This window comes from Bacteroides stercoris ATCC 43183 (genome assembly GCF_025147325.1).
Classification (GTDB): Bacteria; Bacteroidota; Bacteroidia; order Bacteroidales; family Bacteroidaceae; genus Bacteroides; species Bacteroides stercoris.
The window spans coordinates 3,779,145-3,796,876 of sequence record NZ_CP102262.1; the positions used below are offsets into that span (position 1 = coordinate 3,779,145).

The window sequence follows — 17,732 nt, forward strand, 5'->3', positions numbered from 1 at the left end:
CAAAATCTTTAGGTAATAACAAAGCCCCAGCTTGTGAAAGTCGGGGCTTTGTGCGTAAAAAACAGAAGGTGTGCATTTTGACACACCTTCTTTTCGTTAATGGCCTTACCAAATCCTTTTAACTATGATTGACTCACAGTATATCTTTCCGGCAATACTTTCTGCCCTGACAATTCTGGCAACGGTACTGAATTTTACAGCACATTTTTCGAATGGTGAGTATCTTTCGTGGAAAGCATTCAACAGAATATCACTTGCTACCCTTCTCTCCATGACCGTGTGTATTTTCGCCTGGATGATTCACTCACGGGCAGGGATGCTATCATCGCTTCAATTAGTAGAAAATAATCTGGGAAATATGGCGCTGATACTTCTGGGAAGCATGTTTGTCGTATATCAAGAGTTTATATTGTTCAAGAATGTGCTGTCCTGGATAGGACGTAAAGCAGTGCCTATGGATTTAAGCTATTCCTTATACGCTATTCTTGTTCCATTGGTAGTGATGATTATCAAAATCCCATTCAACAGTCCGCTGGATATGTTTCCCAAGAATAATATATGGGGAGCGTTATGTTTCGACTTCGGCTTCTGGCACTTTATGACGGCACTTTCACTGGTATATGCCGTTATTATGATTGTCATTCAATTCATCCAGTTCGTTACCGCGCTACGGCAGAGCGGTAAACGTCTTCTATCGGTATGTGTAATCTATTTCCCGGTAATGTTTTCCTTATTCATATTGTCGATGTATGCTGTAATAGGAGTGGTGCTCCTCTTCATCATAAAATTTGCATTGAGTGTCATGGAAGAGAATAGCAGGAAATAAATTAAATAAAGGTTACTCTATATACATCAAACATCTATTATCCTTCTTTTTAAAACGCTTCAACCGTTCCAGCTTCTCGCTTTCACTTTCCTTGGCAGGAAACGTTACCTGGCCGGTGTCCTTGTTATAATCGTATAATTCCCGTGCAGGAATCACATAAACTTGCTCCGGAGCATCATTAACCCATCCAAAGCCAAAAACGTAAAACAGACTTTTTATCGGACGGTTCAGTTGGTTAATATTCATATATACCTCGTACTTCTCAATATCCTTCCTGTCAAGATAAAATCCAACTTTACTTCTCCATTTACATTCTACGGCTATTATCTCTCCGACCTTATAAATCCTGCTCCTATCTACAGCACATTCCAATAACAAATCCGGAGATGAAGAAGACAGAGGCCGGTATCCCTCAACATATTTATCACCTCGCCAATCCAGAAGCCGCCAGAATATTTTTCCTGTATCCAAGTCGGAACATCCATCTTTACTGATATTAGAATTTTTCACAACCCACTCTTCAAACCTGTCTCCCCAATATTTATTCTTGTTCCTTTCTTTAAAGTATTGAAAGGTGTCCATGAACCGATATTGAAAAACATTCACACAGTCATCTATAAACCTATTTAATATTTTCATTGTCATAACAAACTGCTTCTATATCATTATTCATCATCTATGAAGGTGTTTCAGGGAGCTTCATTATCTCGGTACAGATGTGGCTCGCAATAAACCACCTGCAAAAATAAAGTAATATTTATTTCAAACAAATATTTACAAATAAAGAATAAGCATTCTTGATTACAAAAGCACAAAACAAACACCCAAATAAAAAATCAGACTTTTTTCTGTTTTTCCCAATTCTTTCCAGATTCCTTTCCCATCTTTGCAATACGAAAACAAATAAAGTATTAATCATTAAAAATAAAGAAGTATGAAAAAGTTTATTATGATGTTAGTTTGTATGTTTGCAGTGCACACAATGGTAATGGCAGATAACGATAGACCGATACAGGTAAACCAGTTACCGGCAAAAGCGCAGACATTTATCAAGACTTATTTCAAAAACCATAAAGTGGCATTAGCCAAAATGGAATCGGGAGTATTCTACAAAAGCTATGATGTAGTCTTTACAAATGGAGAGAAAGTAGAATTCGATAAAGCGGGAGAGTGGAAGGAAGTGCGGTGCAGACAAAGTGAAGTTCCCGCACAAGTTGTACCGGAAGCAATCCGTAATTATGTAAAGACCAACTATCCGGATGCAAGAATTCTCGAAATAGAATTCGATCATAATGAATATGAGATAAAATTGTCCAATCGTTGGGAAATTACATTCGACTCTCAAATGAGAGTAATCGATATCGACGATTGACAATGCCTGCCCTCAAAACATTAGGGATTAAAATACAAGAGTACAAAAACAGTTGTTCGAGTAAACTCCGAACAACTGTTTTTGTTTAAAAGCCCCATATATATCAATCGGCAGATTATCAGCTCTTTTGAGAGCAAATAACACATTATTTAATATCTGCTCTCAAAACATTCCGTACATCATGAAAAATAAATGCCGCAATAAAGAATATAAACACTTTATTTTTATACTTTTACACTCATTAAATAGCAAATTCAAATTATATAAACGATGGATAATTCAACTAATAATAAAAACATATTCCAGTCGGAACTGCCTTGTGAAAAGAAAAACGGACACAGCATAATCCAAGAATTCATAAACAACTACCCTTACGGTGTCCAGGACTTAATAAAATTGCTCGAATGTGGTTATCAAATTACTTATGAAGATAGAAAAATCATGAAAGAGCAGTTCCCCACCGACACCTATAAATATTATGCTACTTTCTCCAGGTTAGCATTCAAATTGTATCAGGAAGGGCATGTTGAACTAATAACAACTCTAATTACTTCCGGAGTGGACCTTTCAGGAACAATTTATACGATTGAAGCATTACTTTCCAACAAACCCGAGTATTTCAGTTTTCAAACCAATGTATGGGTATGTATCGCTAATAACGCAATAACCCATTACAAAAATCATTGGATATTTTGTGAGGCAGCACTCAAACAAAGCGGTAAATGGGAAGAGGTTTACAAGGCAGAGTCATTCCTAAGAAAACACAACAAATTAGATAAAAATGAAATCATAGCATGGAAGAAACCTAAAGAATACAAAATATTAAAGCTGCTCTATCCTCAATTGCAAGTACCGGCTGTCCGTTTCTTAGAAGAAGACGAACAGCTCGACCCTTACCAAACGGCCATCTCCCTCTTTCATAAAACCGAACTGTCAGATATGTTGGAAACATTAAGCATAAGTATAGAGAAAGAACGTCCGGTTTGGGGATATCATCACATAGCCGGTGCTACTGCTGAAGAGAAAATCAATACACTATGGCATACATTTCCCCACGAAGAATTCCTTGAGGCATTGTTTTACCTCGCTGATCACAAACCCTCTTCTTCCATTCTCAACCTACTGATAAAAGAGGAAGCTAATGAAATTAGAGATGCCATACACGCCCCCAATACACTTCACAAGTTACAAACAGGGCTGGAAGTAGGAAGAATATATCATCCGGAGTTTCTACTTCTATTATGGGAGTTAGGATACAGGCACAAAAAAACGGAAGATTGGCAAAAAGACAATAGCCTGACAAATACTACGAAAATGAGGCTTTATTGTTTAGACAAACTATTCGACAATACACTAAACATCGATTTAAAAGAAATATTAACTAGTAGTATTATCCAGGCAGTGTGCCTGATTGAAGACATCAGGAACAACCGCATTACTTTTACCAATCATCCTAATTGGAAATCACGTATAAACAGTATACGCAGTGCATCCAATCATCCCTTAAATAATTATTGGGGATACATTGATATGGCTTTAGATAATTTCCATACAAAAGAAGGCCAAAGCATGAGAACGTATCTATGCCAGAAAGAACCGGGAATCAAGCTTGATAATAAAGAGGAGACTATTGTAAAAGAGACAAACCTTTATAAGGCATTGACTATTTTATATCCGGATATTTATAATTAAATCATACTTATAAATACCGCTCCCCTTTACTAAAAAAAGAAGAATCCCGGAAGAACATGATATTCGGACAAAGATTGAATAGCGTAAGCAATCTACTATTCGCAACGGCAATAAGTATTTGCACCGCACGTACAACGGGGCAATAGTTGCTCGCTCAACTCATCGCGATAGAACTCGTACAGTTGCCGATACATTGTTTCATAGAGGGTTTCTATTTGTTGTTCCTGTTCACTCTCGCTTTGAAAACGATTTTTAAAAGGGTCTTCAAAGTTAAAATGCACCTGCCGTTTGGCATTGAGGGTGAGGAAGCTCAGTTCTTCCTCAGCTTCTTTACACAGGGTAACAACATAGTCCCATGACCGATGCGCATATGCTCCGACACCGGAAGGCTTTTTACGCGATATGCCGTAACCGTTTTGCTCCATCACATCGCATACGACATCGGGAACGCAATTTCCTTCCATAACTCCTGCCGTAGAAATATTCATTCCTCTGCCAAATGTGTGCAGGAGTTCTTGTGCGATACGGCTGCGGCACGCATCCTTATTACTTATTAATAATATGTCCATTGTGTGTTATTTTACCAGTTCTAAATATTCACCATATCCTTCTGCCTGCATCTTCTCTTTAGGGATAAAGCGCAAAGAGGCGCTGTTGATGCAATAACGCAATCCGCCTTTATCGGCAGGACCATCTGTAAAGACATGTCCCAAATGGGCATCACCTGTTTTGCTACGGACTTCCGTACGTACCATTCCGTGAGTAGTATCTGCTTTCTCCTGAATCAGCTTGCGGTCAATCGGCTTGGAGAAACTGGGCCATCCGCAACCGGAATCGAACTTATCGGTAGAGACGAACAAAGGCTCACCCGTAGTAATATCCACATAGATGCCCGGACGGTGTTCATCCCAGTAGGCATTACGGAAAGGCGGTTCGGTGGCATTTTTCTGGGTAACGGCATACTGTTCTGCGGTGAGTTGCGAACGCAATGTTGCATCATCGGGCTTACTGTAAGCCGCCACCGGTTTCTTCATCTTTGCTTTACGTGCCAGGTCGAATAGCGCAGGATTGATATGACAGTAGCCGCCCGGATTTTTATCCAGATAATCTTGATGATACTCTTCTGCCGGATAAAAATTCTTCAACGGCTCAATTTCCACTTCCAGCGGGCGGGTGTAGTTGGCAGCCAGACGGCTAACGGTTTCACGGATAACAGGCAGATCGGCTGCATCGGTATAATAAATGCCTGTGCGATACTGAATACCACGGTCATTTCCCTGACGGTTCAGACTGGTAGGGTCAATTGTCTTGAAATAAAGGTCGATAAGAAAAGGCAAGGTCACCTTATCAGAATCATACTGTACTTTTACGGTTTCGGCAAAGTCCGTAGTACCTGTACAGACTTGCTGATAGGTAGGATTGGCTATATTTCCGTTTGCATATCCCACTTGGGTAACTTCTACACCTTCTATTTGCTTCAGGAAATGTTCGGTTCCCCAGAAACATCCGCCTGCCAGATAAATTTCTTTCATTGACTTCATATCGTTTCTCCTTTCCGCCTGACCGGTCGATTTACCGACACAGGACAGACAACTTATTAGCATTACAAAAATAAAGATTATTTGCTTCATACCATTTACCATATATGAAGTAAAAAACAAAAAAGTCAACGCAATGGTTGACTTTTTCAAATAATATTGTTTATTATCAGAAGCTGAATTTCTCCAGTTTCATAGAAGCAAGGCTTTGTATTTTAGGAACCAAAGTCACAAAATGCGCCGCCTTTTCGTGTGCAGCCAAAGACTCCTCATCTTTCCATGTTTCGCAAATCATAAGGACATCTTCACGGGTTGCACTTTCAAAAATGTCATAAGCAATGCAACCGTTATCCTTCAGGGAACAAGCTACCAGTTCTTTTGCAGCTTCCATCACAGCAGCACGGTTATCCGCACTCACTTGAATAAAAACATTCAGTCTAAGCATATTCATATCTATTTTAAGTATGGCGCAAATTTATATAGAATAAATAAGAAGTCCGTTAAGATTCTGTGTAATTATTCCTCAAATGTGTTACCCGTTTCTACAACACTCTACATATTTCTACATTGGACTTTTCGGGACAACTTCGCATAATTATCCTGTAAATCAATCATATACCAACAGCCAATACAGTTTGGCATTCTATTTGTCCTATGATAAGTGTTAGAGATGATAACCCCAAATATTCACTAAAAATCAGAAAGTTATGAAAAAGGTATTAGCAGCATTAGTAATGGTTTTAGGAACAGGAAGTTCTGTAGTATTCGCACAGGAAGTAAACAACTCATCAGCAATCGTGGCAGAAGCACAAGTTCCGCAAGACGAATTTGTGAAAATCGACCCGACAGAATTGCCACAGGCTGTTATGCAGACATTAGCCAAAGATTATGAAGGTGCATCTGTAAAAGAAGCCTACGTAAAAGAAACGGAAGAGACCACACTCTACAAAATCATCATCGTCACCCAAGACGGTCAGGAAGCGGAAACGCTTTTAAACGAAAAAGGCGAAATTGTCAAAGAATAATCTTTTCTAAATGTAAATCTCATTAAAGAAAAAATTCCGGTTCGTGACGAATCGGAATTTTTTTATCCGCAAAACACATACGTACCCACAGAGATTATTTGTACATTTGTTGCATCGTATTTAGATGCAGTATCCTATGAAAGTCAAGATAGAAGAGAGCTGGCGGCAACGTTTACAAGAAGAATTCGACAAGCCCTACTTTGAAAGATTGGTATCATTTGTGAAAAGCGAATACGGACGTGCCAACGTGCTGCCGCCGGGACACCTTATCTTTCATGTTTTCAACTCATGCCCTTTTGAAAAAGTAAAAGTGGTTATCTTAGGACAAGATCCCTACCCCAACCCCGGACAATATTACGGGATATGCTTTTCCGTACCGGAAGGAGTAGCCATACCGGGATCACTCGCCAATATATTCAAGGAGATACATCGAGACTTGGGCAAACCGATTCCTACTTCCGGCAATCTGGACCGCTGGGTGGCTCAGGGAGTATTCTCCATGAACTCTGTCCTTACGGTACGCGCCCACGAAACCGGTTCGCACCGCAACATGGGCTGGGAAACTTTCACAGATGCGGTAATCAAGAAATTAAGTGATGAACGAGAACATCTCGTATTCATGCTTTGGGGAGCTTATGCCAAAGAAAAGGCAGCCTTGATAGACAGCAGCAAGCATTTTATTCTGACAACCGTCCATCCTTCACCCCGTTCCGCCGAATACGGTTTCTTCGGTTGCAGGCACTTCAGCAAGGCCAACGATTATTTACGGAGCAAAGGCATTGAGGAGATAGACTGGTAAGACCAAAGCCCAATCTTACAGCACCCCGTTTACCCCGCTGCCGAACAATGCGAAATCTCCCAAACAGGGGTCGTCCGGAAAGACTTCCGCCAAAGCCTCGGTTATGTTCCGCGCATTCTTCAGAGAGAATGTTTCCGTATCGGTAAGCCCCAAAAGATAAGCCACCCTGCAAACGTGCGTATCCAAAGGAATCAGCAAATCGCGACGGTCAAAGCTCTTCCAAATGCCGAAATCCACTTCCGACTCTTTCCGTATCATCCACCGCAGAAACATATTCAGTTTCTTTTGAGGGCTCTTGACTGAAACTTCCAGAAATGCGCACAGCTTCTCCATCGGTGTACCCGGATAAACCGACAAGGCATCTTCCAAACTATCAAAACGGGTATAGGCAGCGTGCAGCCGGGCAAAGTAAGTATAAAAATCCGCATGGGAAAGCATACGGTAAAAGCTACTCCTATCTGTAGGCAGGAAATCTTCTTTCCACCTGCAGGACAAGACATACCGGTAGGGTGAAGCTCCCATTAAGCCATGCAGTCCGTCCGCTTTCTTTAATATCTGCCTGCGGTTGCCAAAACTCATTATAGCTGTGAGCAAGCCGCTAACCTCAATATCCTGTTTCTGCGTATACCGATGCGGAAACTGAACAGGATCACCTTGTATAAAGGCTGCACAATGATATTCTCTTGCCCACGCCAAGAGCTGCAATCGGGTTTTCTCGGTCATACTTTGTAATATTCAGCAATTTTCAGTTTCTATTTCTATTTTTCCATCCGGCCCTGCACCCTGCCACTATCCATACAGCAACAACGAACGGTGCGGTGAGGGTTGTTATTCCCCACTTCATACCGCCTATCTGGAGTAAGACGGACAGCAATACAGCCACTGTGGCCCACGCGCCGCCTTTCCATGTTTTATCTCCCAAAGCAATGGCGCACAACACTCCGTTATATCCCATCAATCCGGCATTCAAAACAGCATCATCCACTCCCAACAGCAGAGCGAACGGAATGGAAAGCCCCGCTCCCAATGCAGCATAAAAGCCATTGATACGGGAATTAACCATGATACCCAACAGGAAGAGCACTCCTGCCAATACTGTATTCCCCTGAAACATCACCTGACCGATGTTCAGACAAAAAGCCTGCAAAAAAGAGAGTGACTGGGCTGTCACTGCATTCCCGGAAGGCAATAGCAAAGACGGCATCATCCCTCTGCAAGCAGCCAACAATATCCACACCGAAAGGATGAAAGGAGCGGTAAATCCCGGCACCCGCCGCTGCAAGCTGAAAAGACGGGCGATCCAAGCGGATAAGCACGCACCTGCAACCAACAATGAGAAAGAAGCTACGGAAACCGGCATAAATACTCCGATCGCTATTCCCACCAAAGTACCGTTAAACCCGTAAAGCCCGTTCCTTATATCTTCGCGACTGTAACCGGAAAGACAAGCCGTTAGTGTACTTACAACATTACCCACAATCGCCAGCAAGGCCATTTGCCAGGAATTCAGAAGGATACCTGCCAGCATCAATACCCCCGACAGCGCATTGTTCTGAAACATCACCTGGCCTACACCACGCCCTAAAGTAAGAAATGCTTCTTTCATATACTCTTTCAAAAGCTATTTATATAATATAATCCGCTGCAAAATTACATATGTTTTGTCTTTTCAGATTAAACAAACAATGATTATTAACGAACTTCCGTCCAACAAATGTCCAATAAATATGCGGCAAACCACATTTATAGCAACATCGGACAAGTCCCCTATCCCTTTTTCCCCTTATTTTTGCATCGTGAACAAACCGATAGAATATATGGAAACCAAAAAGACAACCCGGGAAGAGTATCAGAAGTGTGTGAATGCAGTGGTGGATTATATCAATCTCCACCTCGGAGAAGAAATCGACCTGAAATCGCTGGCCAAGATTTCCCATTTCTCTCCGTTCTACTTCCACCGCATCATGAAAGCTTTTTTGGGCGAACCCATAGGTACGTTTATCGTCCGGACACGTACTGAAACGGCAGCACGGTTATTACGCTACACCGATTTGCCGATAGCCGACATTGCTTATCGCATCGGTTATTCGTCTTCCTCGTCATTGTCTAAAGTGTTCAAGCAGTTCTACGGTATTTCACCTTTAGAATATCGTAACAATAAAAACTTTGTAATTATGAAACCAGCTATTATCCGTCCGGAACTCAAACTGAAACGGGAAATCAAAGAACTTCCGGTCCGAAATGTGATTTATATCCGATTGTTCGGAGACTATAAACTAAATGATTATTGCGGCACGTGGATGCGCCTTCAACAATTTGTCCAAGAGGAAAAGCTGCCAATGGGAGAAGTGATGCCTTACTGTATTTTTCATGACGACCCTAAAGTGACCCCGATAGAGAAACTGCGTACCGATGTATGTATGGTTATGCCTGCCGCCGTAACTCCGAAAGGCAATATCGGCTTCAAGCAACTTCCGGCAGGACGCTATGCCATATTCCTGTATAAGGGTTCGTACGAACACCTGCAAAGTGTGTACGACACAATCTATGGAAAATACATCCCTGAAATGGAATGTACATTCAGAGATGAAGCCAGTGCCGAACGATACCTGAATAATCCGGCTGATACTGCACCGGATGAGTTACTGACAGAAATCTATATTCCGATAGAATAAATTAAAATATGTAAGGTATGGGTTCGTCATTCTTCATTATGTCCGGAATGAGAAACCATACCTTATGAAACAGACAAACACCCCTACTTCATCTGCTTATAGTCCGCAATGAATCCTTCCGTCATCCACTTTGCCAGAGCCTGGCGGTTGGAACTGATAACGAAACGGCGCTGGTCGAACGTATTCTGGATATTGCCCAGTTCAACGAAGACCGAAACCGGAGCGGCTTGCAGCAACACGTAGAGGTTACGCGAACTGACAGTCCCTTCAAATCCGCGATTGGGCTGATGTTTGTCATATTTCGATTCGAAAGTTTCTTTCATGGTAACCGCCAGTTTCTTTCCCGACACGCTTTTCGGAGCATGGTAAAAGAATACGTCCGTCTGCGCACTCCTGCTGCGGCTGTCCACATGCAAGAATATAGCCCGGCAATACTTATACTTCCTACGGTCTTTCCGGTAGAGTTCATTGATTTTGGTGCAACGCTGTTGCAGGCGGGCTACCTGATTCAGCGGAATGGCATCGCCCATGCACGTTTCCCGCTTACTGTTGGAAAGGTAGCGGCTGTCGCGGATTCCGTCTTTGGCATCCTGAATGATGATATGCACTTCCGCCCCTTCCTGCATCAGGTTACGGGCAAGGCGCAAGGCAACATCATAGGCATATTCATCCTCGTGCAATTCCACCTTTCCTATTTTTCCGATAGCTCCGGGATCGGGACCGCCATGCCCGCTGACCACATAGAAGCAAGCACCCTGCAAGCGGTTGGACGTCACTGGCACATCGGCCAGCTTCTTCCCGAACAGCCGTTCGCGAACCACTCTCTTTTTACCGGCAACAGCTTTGGGCGAAACGGAGGCAGAAGTCCCTTTCTTCAAGGGCGGCAACACATATTTCACACCCAATCGCAGTTCCTCTTTTCCACGCAGACGTTTTTCGTTCAGCTTCATAAACTCATTATAGTAGGCTTTTCCCGGACGTTTGTTCCGTTCCAGAAAAGACGAAATACCCTCGCCCGATTTGGGTGTGGCATATTCTCCCTGAGCAGAGACATCCAAAAGAAGAAAAGTACAGAAGAGAACAGCAAGCAAGCAAAATATACGTTTCATATTCCCGTTATTCGTCATTTATTTCGTATCGGCAGCAGATTTTCAACTGCTAAATTATAGCATTTTACCATTCGCGCGCACAAAATTATATTTTTTTCCCTACTTTTGCGACAACTTACGTGTTTTAAAGAAAAGAAACTCTAAATACAGATAGCATTATGGCAAAGCAATTCAAGCCGGAGACACTGTGCGTACAGGCAGGGTGGACTCCTAAAAAGGGAGAACCCCGCGTACTCCCCATTTATCAAAGTACAACTTTCAAATACGATACCAGCGAGCAAATGGCGCGTCTGTTCGACCTCGAAGACAGCGGTTACTTCTACACCCGTCTGCAAAATCCTACGAACGATGCCGTTGCAGCCAAGATAGCCGCCCTCGAAGGCGGTGTAGCCGCCATGCTGACATCGAGCGGACAGGCAGCGAATTTTTATGCTATCTTCAACATCTGCCAGGCAGGCGACCACTTCGTATGCTCATCCACTATCTATGGCGGAACGTTCAACCTGTTTGGCGTGACAATGAAAAAGCTGGGTGTCGATGTAACGTTTGTCAACCCCGATGCGCCCGAAGAGGAAATCTCTGCCGCTTTCCGTCCGAACACCAAAGCCCTGTTCGGCGAAACAATCTCCAACCCTACGCTGGAAGTTCTCGACATCGAAAAGTTTGCCCGTATCGCCCACAAGCACGGCGTACCTTTGATTGTAGACAATACTTTCCCCACTCCTATCAACTGCCGCCCGTTTGAATGGGGAGCCGATATAGTAGTCCACTCCACTACCAAATACATGGACGGACACGCCACCAGCGTAGGCGGAGCAGTTGTAGACAGCGGCAATTTCGACTGGGAAGCACATGCCGACAAATTCCCCGGTCTCTGCACACCGGACGAATCGTATCACGGGCTGACTTATACAAAAGCTTTCGGCAAACTGGCTTACATCACTAAAGCAACGGCGCAACTGATGCGCGACCTCGGCAGCATCCAGTCTCCGCAGAATGCGTTCTTGCTGAACCTCGGTCTGGAAACTCTGCACCTGCGCATGCCGCAACACTGCGGCAATGCCCAAAAAGTAGCCGAATACCTTTCCAAAAACGACAAAGTGGCATGGGTGAACTATTGCGGCCTGCCCGACAACAAGTATTACGCATTGGCACAGAAGTACATGCCCAACGGCTCCTGCGGCGTTATCTCTTTCGGACTGAAAGGCGGCCGCGAGGTGTCTATCAAATTTATGGACTCGTTGAAGCTGGCAGCTATCGTAACTCACGTTGCCGATGCACGTACCTGCGTGCTCCATCCTGCCAGCCATACGCACCGCCAGCTCTCTGACGAGCAACTGTTGGAAGCCGGTATCCGCCCCGACCTCATCCGTTTCTCGGTGGGTATTGAAAATGCGGATGATATCATCGCAGATATAGAACAGGCGCTGAACGCGTAAGCATCATCTGTTCAAGTGAAACGCATCATCTGTCGAGGGCTGTTCAATCATACATTCAGCCTCAACGGATGATGCGTTTCATTATTATTCAGTTTTCAATGTTATCGGCAGGCTTTCCTTACCCTGACAGAAGGTCTTTGCCTTCACTACCGGAGCATGGCACGGCACGGGCGCTTCCCACAAAGCGGATTGGGCATCCGGTTCCGAACCATCCGTTGTGTAACGTATTTCAGCACCTCGAATGGCAACGTTGGCATAAAGCTTACCGTCCTTCACCAACAATCCCGGATGAGGCAGGCGGAAATTGATACCGTTCCTTGCCCAATAAGGCATTTCCATATCGCTGATTTTTTCATAATACAACGCCAATGCTTTGTTGAAGGCTTGCTGTTCCTGTGCACCCCGCAGTTCTTCCCATGCCGGATAAGCATTCCAGCCACGCTCTGCCAGTCCCATGATTTTCGGGAAAAGAAGGTATTCCACACCGTTAAAGCTACGGATTGTTTCGGCAAACAACTGACCTTGCACACCCAGGATATTCTTTCGCCCCTCTGCCGTCAGAACTGTTTTTCCCTTTTCCGCTGCATCCAAATCGACGGGATTGCCTGCACCGTCCGTACGCAACGAACGATAGATGCTGAAAGGAAGCATGGAGAAAGAGACTGACTCATCCACATAACCGCCCCAATCAAGCCCGCGCTCGTCGGGATGCCCGTTGTACGCCATATCCATATAGAAATTGCCCACATTACAGAGAATCACCGGGTAGCCGTTATTGGCAATCTGATACACCACCTCATCGTATCCCGGAACCGTATTCCAGCAGTACACGCCCGCCGCCTGAGTCCGCAATTGCCGGTGCGCCTCTTCGGTATGCCCCAAAGCAACTTCCTGCCAACCGCTGAATTTCAGCCCGTTCCTTTGCATAATGTCTGCCATCTGCGTGATGAAATGCTCTGCCAAGTCATGCGGTTTCGTCATTCCTTTATCTTTCATCAACGCCTGACATTTTGGGGAACCCAGCCATACGCCACGCGCCACTTCATCGCCGCCAAGATGCACCGTAGCCAGCGGTACGCCGGCTTCCCTGTACATAGCCGCAAGTTCCTGAATCACTTTCTCCATAAAGCGATAAGTAGAGGGCATGGCCACATTTATCACATTGTCCGTATAATACTGCACGGATGCGTAGCGGGAAGTATCTTCCGGCTCACTCAGCAGATATTCGGCGGCCTTTTCCACATCCGTGTCCTTATACTTATTATAACGCGCTTTCATGGAGACGATAGCCGCACGGGCATGTCCGGGAGATTCTATTTCCGGTATGACGCGGATATGTCTTTCGGCAGCATAGCGCAACAGACCGATAAAATCCTCACGGGAGTAATATCCGTTGCCTACGGTTGCGGCATCCGGGTCGTAACCGCCGTCATAGCACGGATAGAGACAACGGCTCTCGTCGGTGGTATGTCCGCGGCGGCTGCCCACGGCGGTCAGCTCTTCCAATCCCGGAATTTCCAGACGCCATGCCTCATCATCCGAAAAATGGAAATGGAGCACATTCATTTTGTAAGAAGCGAAAACGTCCACCAGCTTTTTCAAATTGTCTACGGTAGTGAAGTTGCGGGCAATGTCTATCATCTGCCCGCGATACAGAAGGTCGGGATAATCTTCCACAGACATAGCGTCCAGCCGGTACGGCGCTTCTTTACCTTTCAGCATCGCCAGCAAAGTTTGCGTACCGTTGAAAACTCCGTGCGGAGTGGCGGCGCTAATCTTTACCCGGTCGCAGTCTATAACCAAATCATAGTATTCATCGTTCACAGCTTTCGCCTTGTCAGTCAAGGTTTCCAAAGCAATCGTAACGGGAGCTTTATCCACTACTTCCAAGTCGTACAGAGCAGATAACTTCTCTTTCAGCAACCTTGCCTCAACGGCATACGCGTCCGGATACGCCAAAGCCACCTTGCCATCCAGCACAACAGCGCCTTCGGCAGGCGTCGCTTTCTTTACCGACGGCAATATATCCCACTGTTTCAAAGCCGATACGTTCTCCAAACGAAGATTCGATTCGTATATTTTAGTTGCATCCGGATAGCCGGGCAGTGACTCCGGCGAGGGTAACGCAAGCGTATTCAGCGTTACGGGAAGCGGACTGCTTTCCTTACCGTCTGCCGTAGCCACCCAATAAGTGCCTTCGGGCGCGTGCGAATTCCGGTCTATCTTGTAAGAGCACAGAAAAGTGATACGCATGGAATCACCAGGAGCCAACGGAGTAAAGCTTTCCGTCGGATACATCTTAAAGAAGTTTCCGTTCACCGGTTCCACCTTAACGGCAGGATTCCCTATCTGCTTCACATTGCGGGGAAGTTGCGAATAATAGATTGTCCAATTTCGGGGAAGAGGAGCGCCGGAGATGTTTTTAAGAACAAAGGAGTTCTCATAGTATCCGGGTTCCGCATTACCCGTACCCATTTCCCAGGTCAGGGAAACCGGAGCTTCGGGTTTGTCACTCGTTCCGCATCCTGCCAGCAACGGCGCGGTGCAAAACAATAATCCTGCAAGAGGAAGTTTAAAAATCTTCATAAAACAACTGTGTTAAGTTAATAATTTGGGGTAATACTTAAATCTATTGCCAAAAATAAGCATTTTTAGTTTATTTACTGATAATTCTAATAGAAATTATCCGATACAGACTACAAATTAGAACTTTTATCTCTAAATTTGCGACCAAATCATAACAAATTTAACTAATCTACCATGGCTAAGATAACCAAAGAAGCTGCCTTGCTCTATCACTCGCAAGGCAAACCGGGAAAAATTGAAGTAGTGCCCACCAAGCCCTACAGTACACAAACCGACCTTTCACTCGCTTATTCTCCGGGCGTTGCAGAACCGTGCCTCGAAATCGAGAAGAACCCGCAGGACGCATATAAATATACAGCCAAAGGCAATCTGGTAGCTGTAATCTCCAACGGAACCGCCGTTCTCGGTCTGGGCGACATAGGCGCACTCAGCGGAAAGCCCGTTATGGAAGGAAAAGGGCTGCTGTTCAAAATCTATGCCGGCATCGATGTATTCGATATCGAAGTGAACGAGAAAGACCCCGACAAGTTTATCGAAGCAGTCAAGGCAATTGCCCCCACGTTCGGCGGTATCAACCTGGAAGACATCAAGGCTCCCGAATGTTTTGAAATAGAACGCCGGCTGAAAGAAGAACTTGATATTCCGGTGATGCACGACGACCAGCATGGTACGGCCATCATCTCCAGCGCCGGACTGCTGAACGCACTGGAAGTGGCAGGCAAGAAGATTGAAAACGTAAGAATCGTAGTGAACGGCGCAGGCGCTTCCGCCACCTCATGCACCAAACTGTACGAATCGCTCGGCGCACGCCGCGAGAACATCCTGATGCTGGACAGCAAAGGCGTCATCACCAGCGACCGCGAGAACCTGACCGAACAGAAGCGTTACTTTGCAACCGACCGCCGCGACGTACATACCCTTGCCGAAGCCATCAAAGGCGCCGACGTATTCCTCGGCCTTTCCAAAGGCAATGTACTGACGCAGGATATGGTACGCAGCATGGCCGACCACCCCATTGTATTCGCCCTTGCCAACCCTACTCCGGAAATATCCTACGAAGACGCTATGGCAGCGCGTCCGGACGTACTGATGTCTACCGGCCGTTCCGACTATCCGAACCAGATTAACAACGTTATCGGCTTCCCCTATATCTTCCGCGGCGCACTCGATACGCAGGCAAAGGCCATCAACGAAGAGATGAAGATTGCTGCCGTACACGCCATCGCCAATCTTGCCAAACAACCCGTACCCGACGTGGTGAACGAAGCCTACCATGTGAACAACTTCACTTTCGGTCCGGAATACTTCATCCCGAAACCGGTAGACCCGCGCCTCATCACCGAAGTGTCCTGCGCCGTGGCAAAAGCCGCCATGGACAGCGGTGTGGCCCGCAAGCACATTGCAGACTGGGATGCCTACCGCCTGCAACTGCGCGAGCTGATGGGCTATGAAAGCAAGCTCACCCGCCAGCTCTACGACACCGCCCGCCGCAACCCGCAACGTGTGGTATTTGCCGAAGGCATTCACCCCAATATGCTGAAAGCCGCCGTTGAGGCCAAGGCCGAAGGTATCTGCCATCCCATCATATTGGGCAATGACGAAGCTATCGAGAAGCTGGCAAAAGAACTCGACCTCAGCCTCGAAGGCATTGAAATCGTAAACCTGCGCCATCCCAACGAATCGGAACGCCGCGAACGTTACGCACGTATCCTTTCCGAAAAGCGCGCCCGCGAAGGCGTCACCTACGAAGAGGCCAACGACAAGATGTTCGAGCGCAACTACTTCGGCATGATGATGGTGGAAACCGGTGAGGCCGACGCTTTCATCACCGGATTGTACACCAAGTACAGCAACACCATCAAGGTGGCCAAAGAAGTAATCGGCATCCGTCCGGAATTCAAGCACTTCGGCACAATGCACATCCTCAACTCCAAGAAAGGCACGTACTTCCTTGCCGATACGCTTATCAACCGCCATCCCAATGCGGAAACGCTGATAGACATCGCCAAACTGTCGGAGTATACCGTACGCTTCTTCAACCATACTCCCGTTATGGCCATGCTGAGCTACTCCAACTTCGGTACGGACAAGGAAGGAAGTCCGGTAAGCGTGCACGAAGCCGTGGACTACATGCAGCGCAACTATCCCGACCTTGCCATCGACGGCGAAATGCAGGTGAACTTTGCCATGAACCGCGAACTGCGCGATGCCAAGTATCCGTTTACCCGCCTGAAAGGAAAGGATGTGAATACGCTTATCTTCCCGAACCTGAGTTCCGCCAACTCCGCATACAAACTGTTGCAGTCGATGGATATGGACTCCGAACTCATCGGCCCGATACAGATGGGACTGAACAAGCCTATCCACTTTACCGATTTTGAAAGCTCCGTGCGCGATATAGTAAACATTACCGCAGTAGCCGTTATCGACGCCATTGTGGACAAAAAGAAAGCAGGCAAATGAAAAGGCAATTTTCCAGATTTCAAATCGTTTGCATCACGCTTCTTTGGGCAGCGCTTTGCTACATAGTACTGACAACCGCCGAACGGATTGACGGACCAATTATCCTGACACTTGTCATTTCAGCAGCATTGGTATTCATTCCTGTAATAAAAGCGCTCAAAAGGAAATAAATAATATCTTTTTATTCATTTTTACGGGATAAAACAAT

17 protein-coding genes are annotated in these 17,732 nt (G+C 45.5%); 9 read left to right on the forward strand and 8 right to left on the reverse strand.

Annotated elements, in window-relative coordinates:
• Positions 1 to 124 precede the first annotated feature (124 nt).
• Entirely contained in the window at positions 125 to 826 is a 702-nt protein-coding gene (locus NQ565_RS16120; RefSeq protein ID WP_005657009.1) for a hypothetical protein, read from the forward strand.
• Between the two features lie 12 nt (positions 827 to 838).
• Here the strand turns inward: NQ565_RS16120 and NQ565_RS16125 are convergent, their stop codons facing one another.
• The gene (locus NQ565_RS16125; protein ID WP_005657011.1) at positions 839 to 1,471 is read right to left on the reverse strand and encodes a hypothetical protein; all 633 of its coding nucleotides are present in this window, start codon (positions 1,469 to 1,471) and stop codon (positions 839 to 841) included.
• A 289-nt stretch (positions 1,472 to 1,760) separates the two neighbouring features.
• Between NQ565_RS16125 and NQ565_RS16130 the strand changes: the two genes are divergently transcribed.
• Together NQ565_RS16130 and NQ565_RS16135 are read left to right on the forward strand one after the other, a co-directional pair.
• Positions 1,761 to 2,198, forward strand: a complete 438-nt coding sequence (locus NQ565_RS16130; protein WP_005657013.1) for a PepSY-like domain-containing protein — start codon at positions 1,761 to 1,763, stop codon at positions 2,196 to 2,198.
• Between the two features lie 270 nt (positions 2,199 to 2,468).
• Entirely contained in the window at positions 2,469 to 3,890 is a 1,422-nt protein-coding gene (locus NQ565_RS16135) for a DUF7829 domain-containing protein (protein ID WP_005657015.1), read from the forward strand.
• A gap of 95 nt (positions 3,891 to 3,985) precedes the next feature.
• Here NQ565_RS16135 and NQ565_RS16140 read toward each other — a convergent pair whose 3' ends face one another.
• The 3 genes from NQ565_RS16140 to NQ565_RS16150 all read right to left on the reverse strand — a co-directional run bounded on the left by NQ565_RS16140 (position 3,986) and on the right by NQ565_RS16150 (position 5,873).
• The gene (locus tag NQ565_RS16140) at positions 3,986 to 4,459 is read right to left on the reverse strand and encodes an arsenate reductase/protein-tyrosine-phosphatase family protein (protein WP_005657017.1); all 474 of its coding nucleotides are present in this window, start codon (positions 4,457 to 4,459) and stop codon (positions 3,986 to 3,988) included.
• A 6-nt stretch (positions 4,460 to 4,465) separates the two neighbouring features.
• A complete protein-coding gene (gene msrB, locus NQ565_RS16145; protein ID WP_040316240.1) occupies positions 4,466 to 5,521 on the reverse strand; it encodes a peptide-methionine (R)-S-oxide reductase MsrB in 1,056 nt (351 codons plus the stop codon).
• 76 nt (positions 5,522 to 5,597) lie between these two features.
• Positions 5,598 to 5,873: a putative quinol monooxygenase gene (locus NQ565_RS16150; RefSeq protein WP_022104095.1), complete on the reverse strand. Its 276-nt coding sequence runs from the start codon at positions 5,871 to 5,873 to the stop codon at positions 5,598 to 5,600.
• Positions 5,874 to 6,135: 262 nt separating this feature from the next.
• On the opposite strand from NQ565_RS16150, the gene NQ565_RS16155 reads away from it, so the two are divergent.
• Both NQ565_RS16155 and ung read left to right on the forward strand, forming a co-directional pair.
• Complete coding sequence (locus NQ565_RS16155; protein WP_005657021.1) at positions 6,136 to 6,453, forward strand: hypothetical protein; 318 nt, start codon at positions 6,136 to 6,138, stop codon at positions 6,451 to 6,453.
• 136 nt (positions 6,454 to 6,589) lie between these two features.
• Positions 6,590 to 7,252, forward strand: coding sequence for a uracil-DNA glycosylase (gene ung / locus NQ565_RS16160; RefSeq protein WP_040316242.1), 663 nt, complete (start codon positions 6,590 to 6,592; stop codon positions 7,250 to 7,252).
• Between the two features lie 15 nt (positions 7,253 to 7,267).
• Here the strand turns inward: ung and NQ565_RS16165 are convergent, their stop codons facing one another.
• Positions 7,268 to 7,975: a TIGR02757 family protein gene (locus tag NQ565_RS16165; protein WP_005657024.1), complete on the reverse strand. Its 708-nt coding sequence runs from the start codon at positions 7,973 to 7,975 to the stop codon at positions 7,268 to 7,270.
• Between the two features lie 22 nt (positions 7,976 to 7,997).
• On the reverse strand, positions 7,998 to 8,858 hold the full coding sequence (locus NQ565_RS16170; RefSeq protein WP_005657025.1) for an urea transporter: 861 nt from the start codon (positions 8,856 to 8,858) through the stop codon (positions 7,998 to 8,000).
• Between the two features lie 211 nt (positions 8,859 to 9,069).
• Between NQ565_RS16170 and NQ565_RS16175 the strand changes: the two genes are divergently transcribed.
• Positions 9,070 to 9,927, forward strand: a complete 858-nt coding sequence (locus NQ565_RS16175; protein ID WP_040316243.1) for an AraC family transcriptional regulator — start codon at positions 9,070 to 9,072, stop codon at positions 9,925 to 9,927.
• 83 nt (positions 9,928 to 10,010) lie between these two features.
• On the opposite strand, the gene NQ565_RS16180 is transcribed toward NQ565_RS16175, so the two are convergent.
• A complete protein-coding gene (locus NQ565_RS16180; RefSeq protein WP_005657027.1) occupies positions 10,011 to 11,054 on the reverse strand; it encodes an N-acetylmuramoyl-L-alanine amidase family protein in 1,044 nt (347 codons plus the stop codon).
• Positions 11,055 to 11,194: 140 nt separating this feature from the next.
• Between NQ565_RS16180 and NQ565_RS16185 the strand changes: the two genes are divergently transcribed.
• Complete coding sequence (locus NQ565_RS16185) at positions 11,195 to 12,475, forward strand: O-acetylhomoserine aminocarboxypropyltransferase/cysteine synthase family protein (RefSeq protein WP_005657029.1); 1,281 nt, start codon at positions 11,195 to 11,197, stop codon at positions 12,473 to 12,475.
• Positions 12,476 to 12,559: 84 nt separating this feature from the next.
• On the opposite strand, the gene NQ565_RS16190 is transcribed toward NQ565_RS16185, so the two are convergent.
• Positions 12,560 to 15,061, reverse strand: coding sequence for a family 20 glycosylhydrolase (locus NQ565_RS16190; RefSeq protein ID WP_005657031.1), 2,502 nt, complete (start codon positions 15,059 to 15,061; stop codon positions 12,560 to 12,562).
• A 174-nt stretch (positions 15,062 to 15,235) separates the two neighbouring features.
• Here NQ565_RS16190 and NQ565_RS16195 point away from each other — a divergent pair, with 174 nt between their 5' ends.
• Complete coding sequence (locus NQ565_RS16195) at positions 15,236 to 17,524, forward strand: NADP-dependent malic enzyme (RefSeq protein ID WP_005657033.1); 2,289 nt, start codon at positions 15,236 to 15,238, stop codon at positions 17,522 to 17,524.
• The gene (locus NQ565_RS16200; RefSeq protein WP_005657035.1) at positions 17,521 to 17,694 is read left to right on the forward strand and encodes a hypothetical protein; all 174 of its coding nucleotides are present in this window, start codon (positions 17,521 to 17,523) and stop codon (positions 17,692 to 17,694) included. The genes NQ565_RS16195 and NQ565_RS16200 overlap by 4 nt, the downstream gene beginning before the upstream one ends.
• The last annotated feature ends 38 nt before the right edge of the window (positions 17,695 to 17,732 follow it).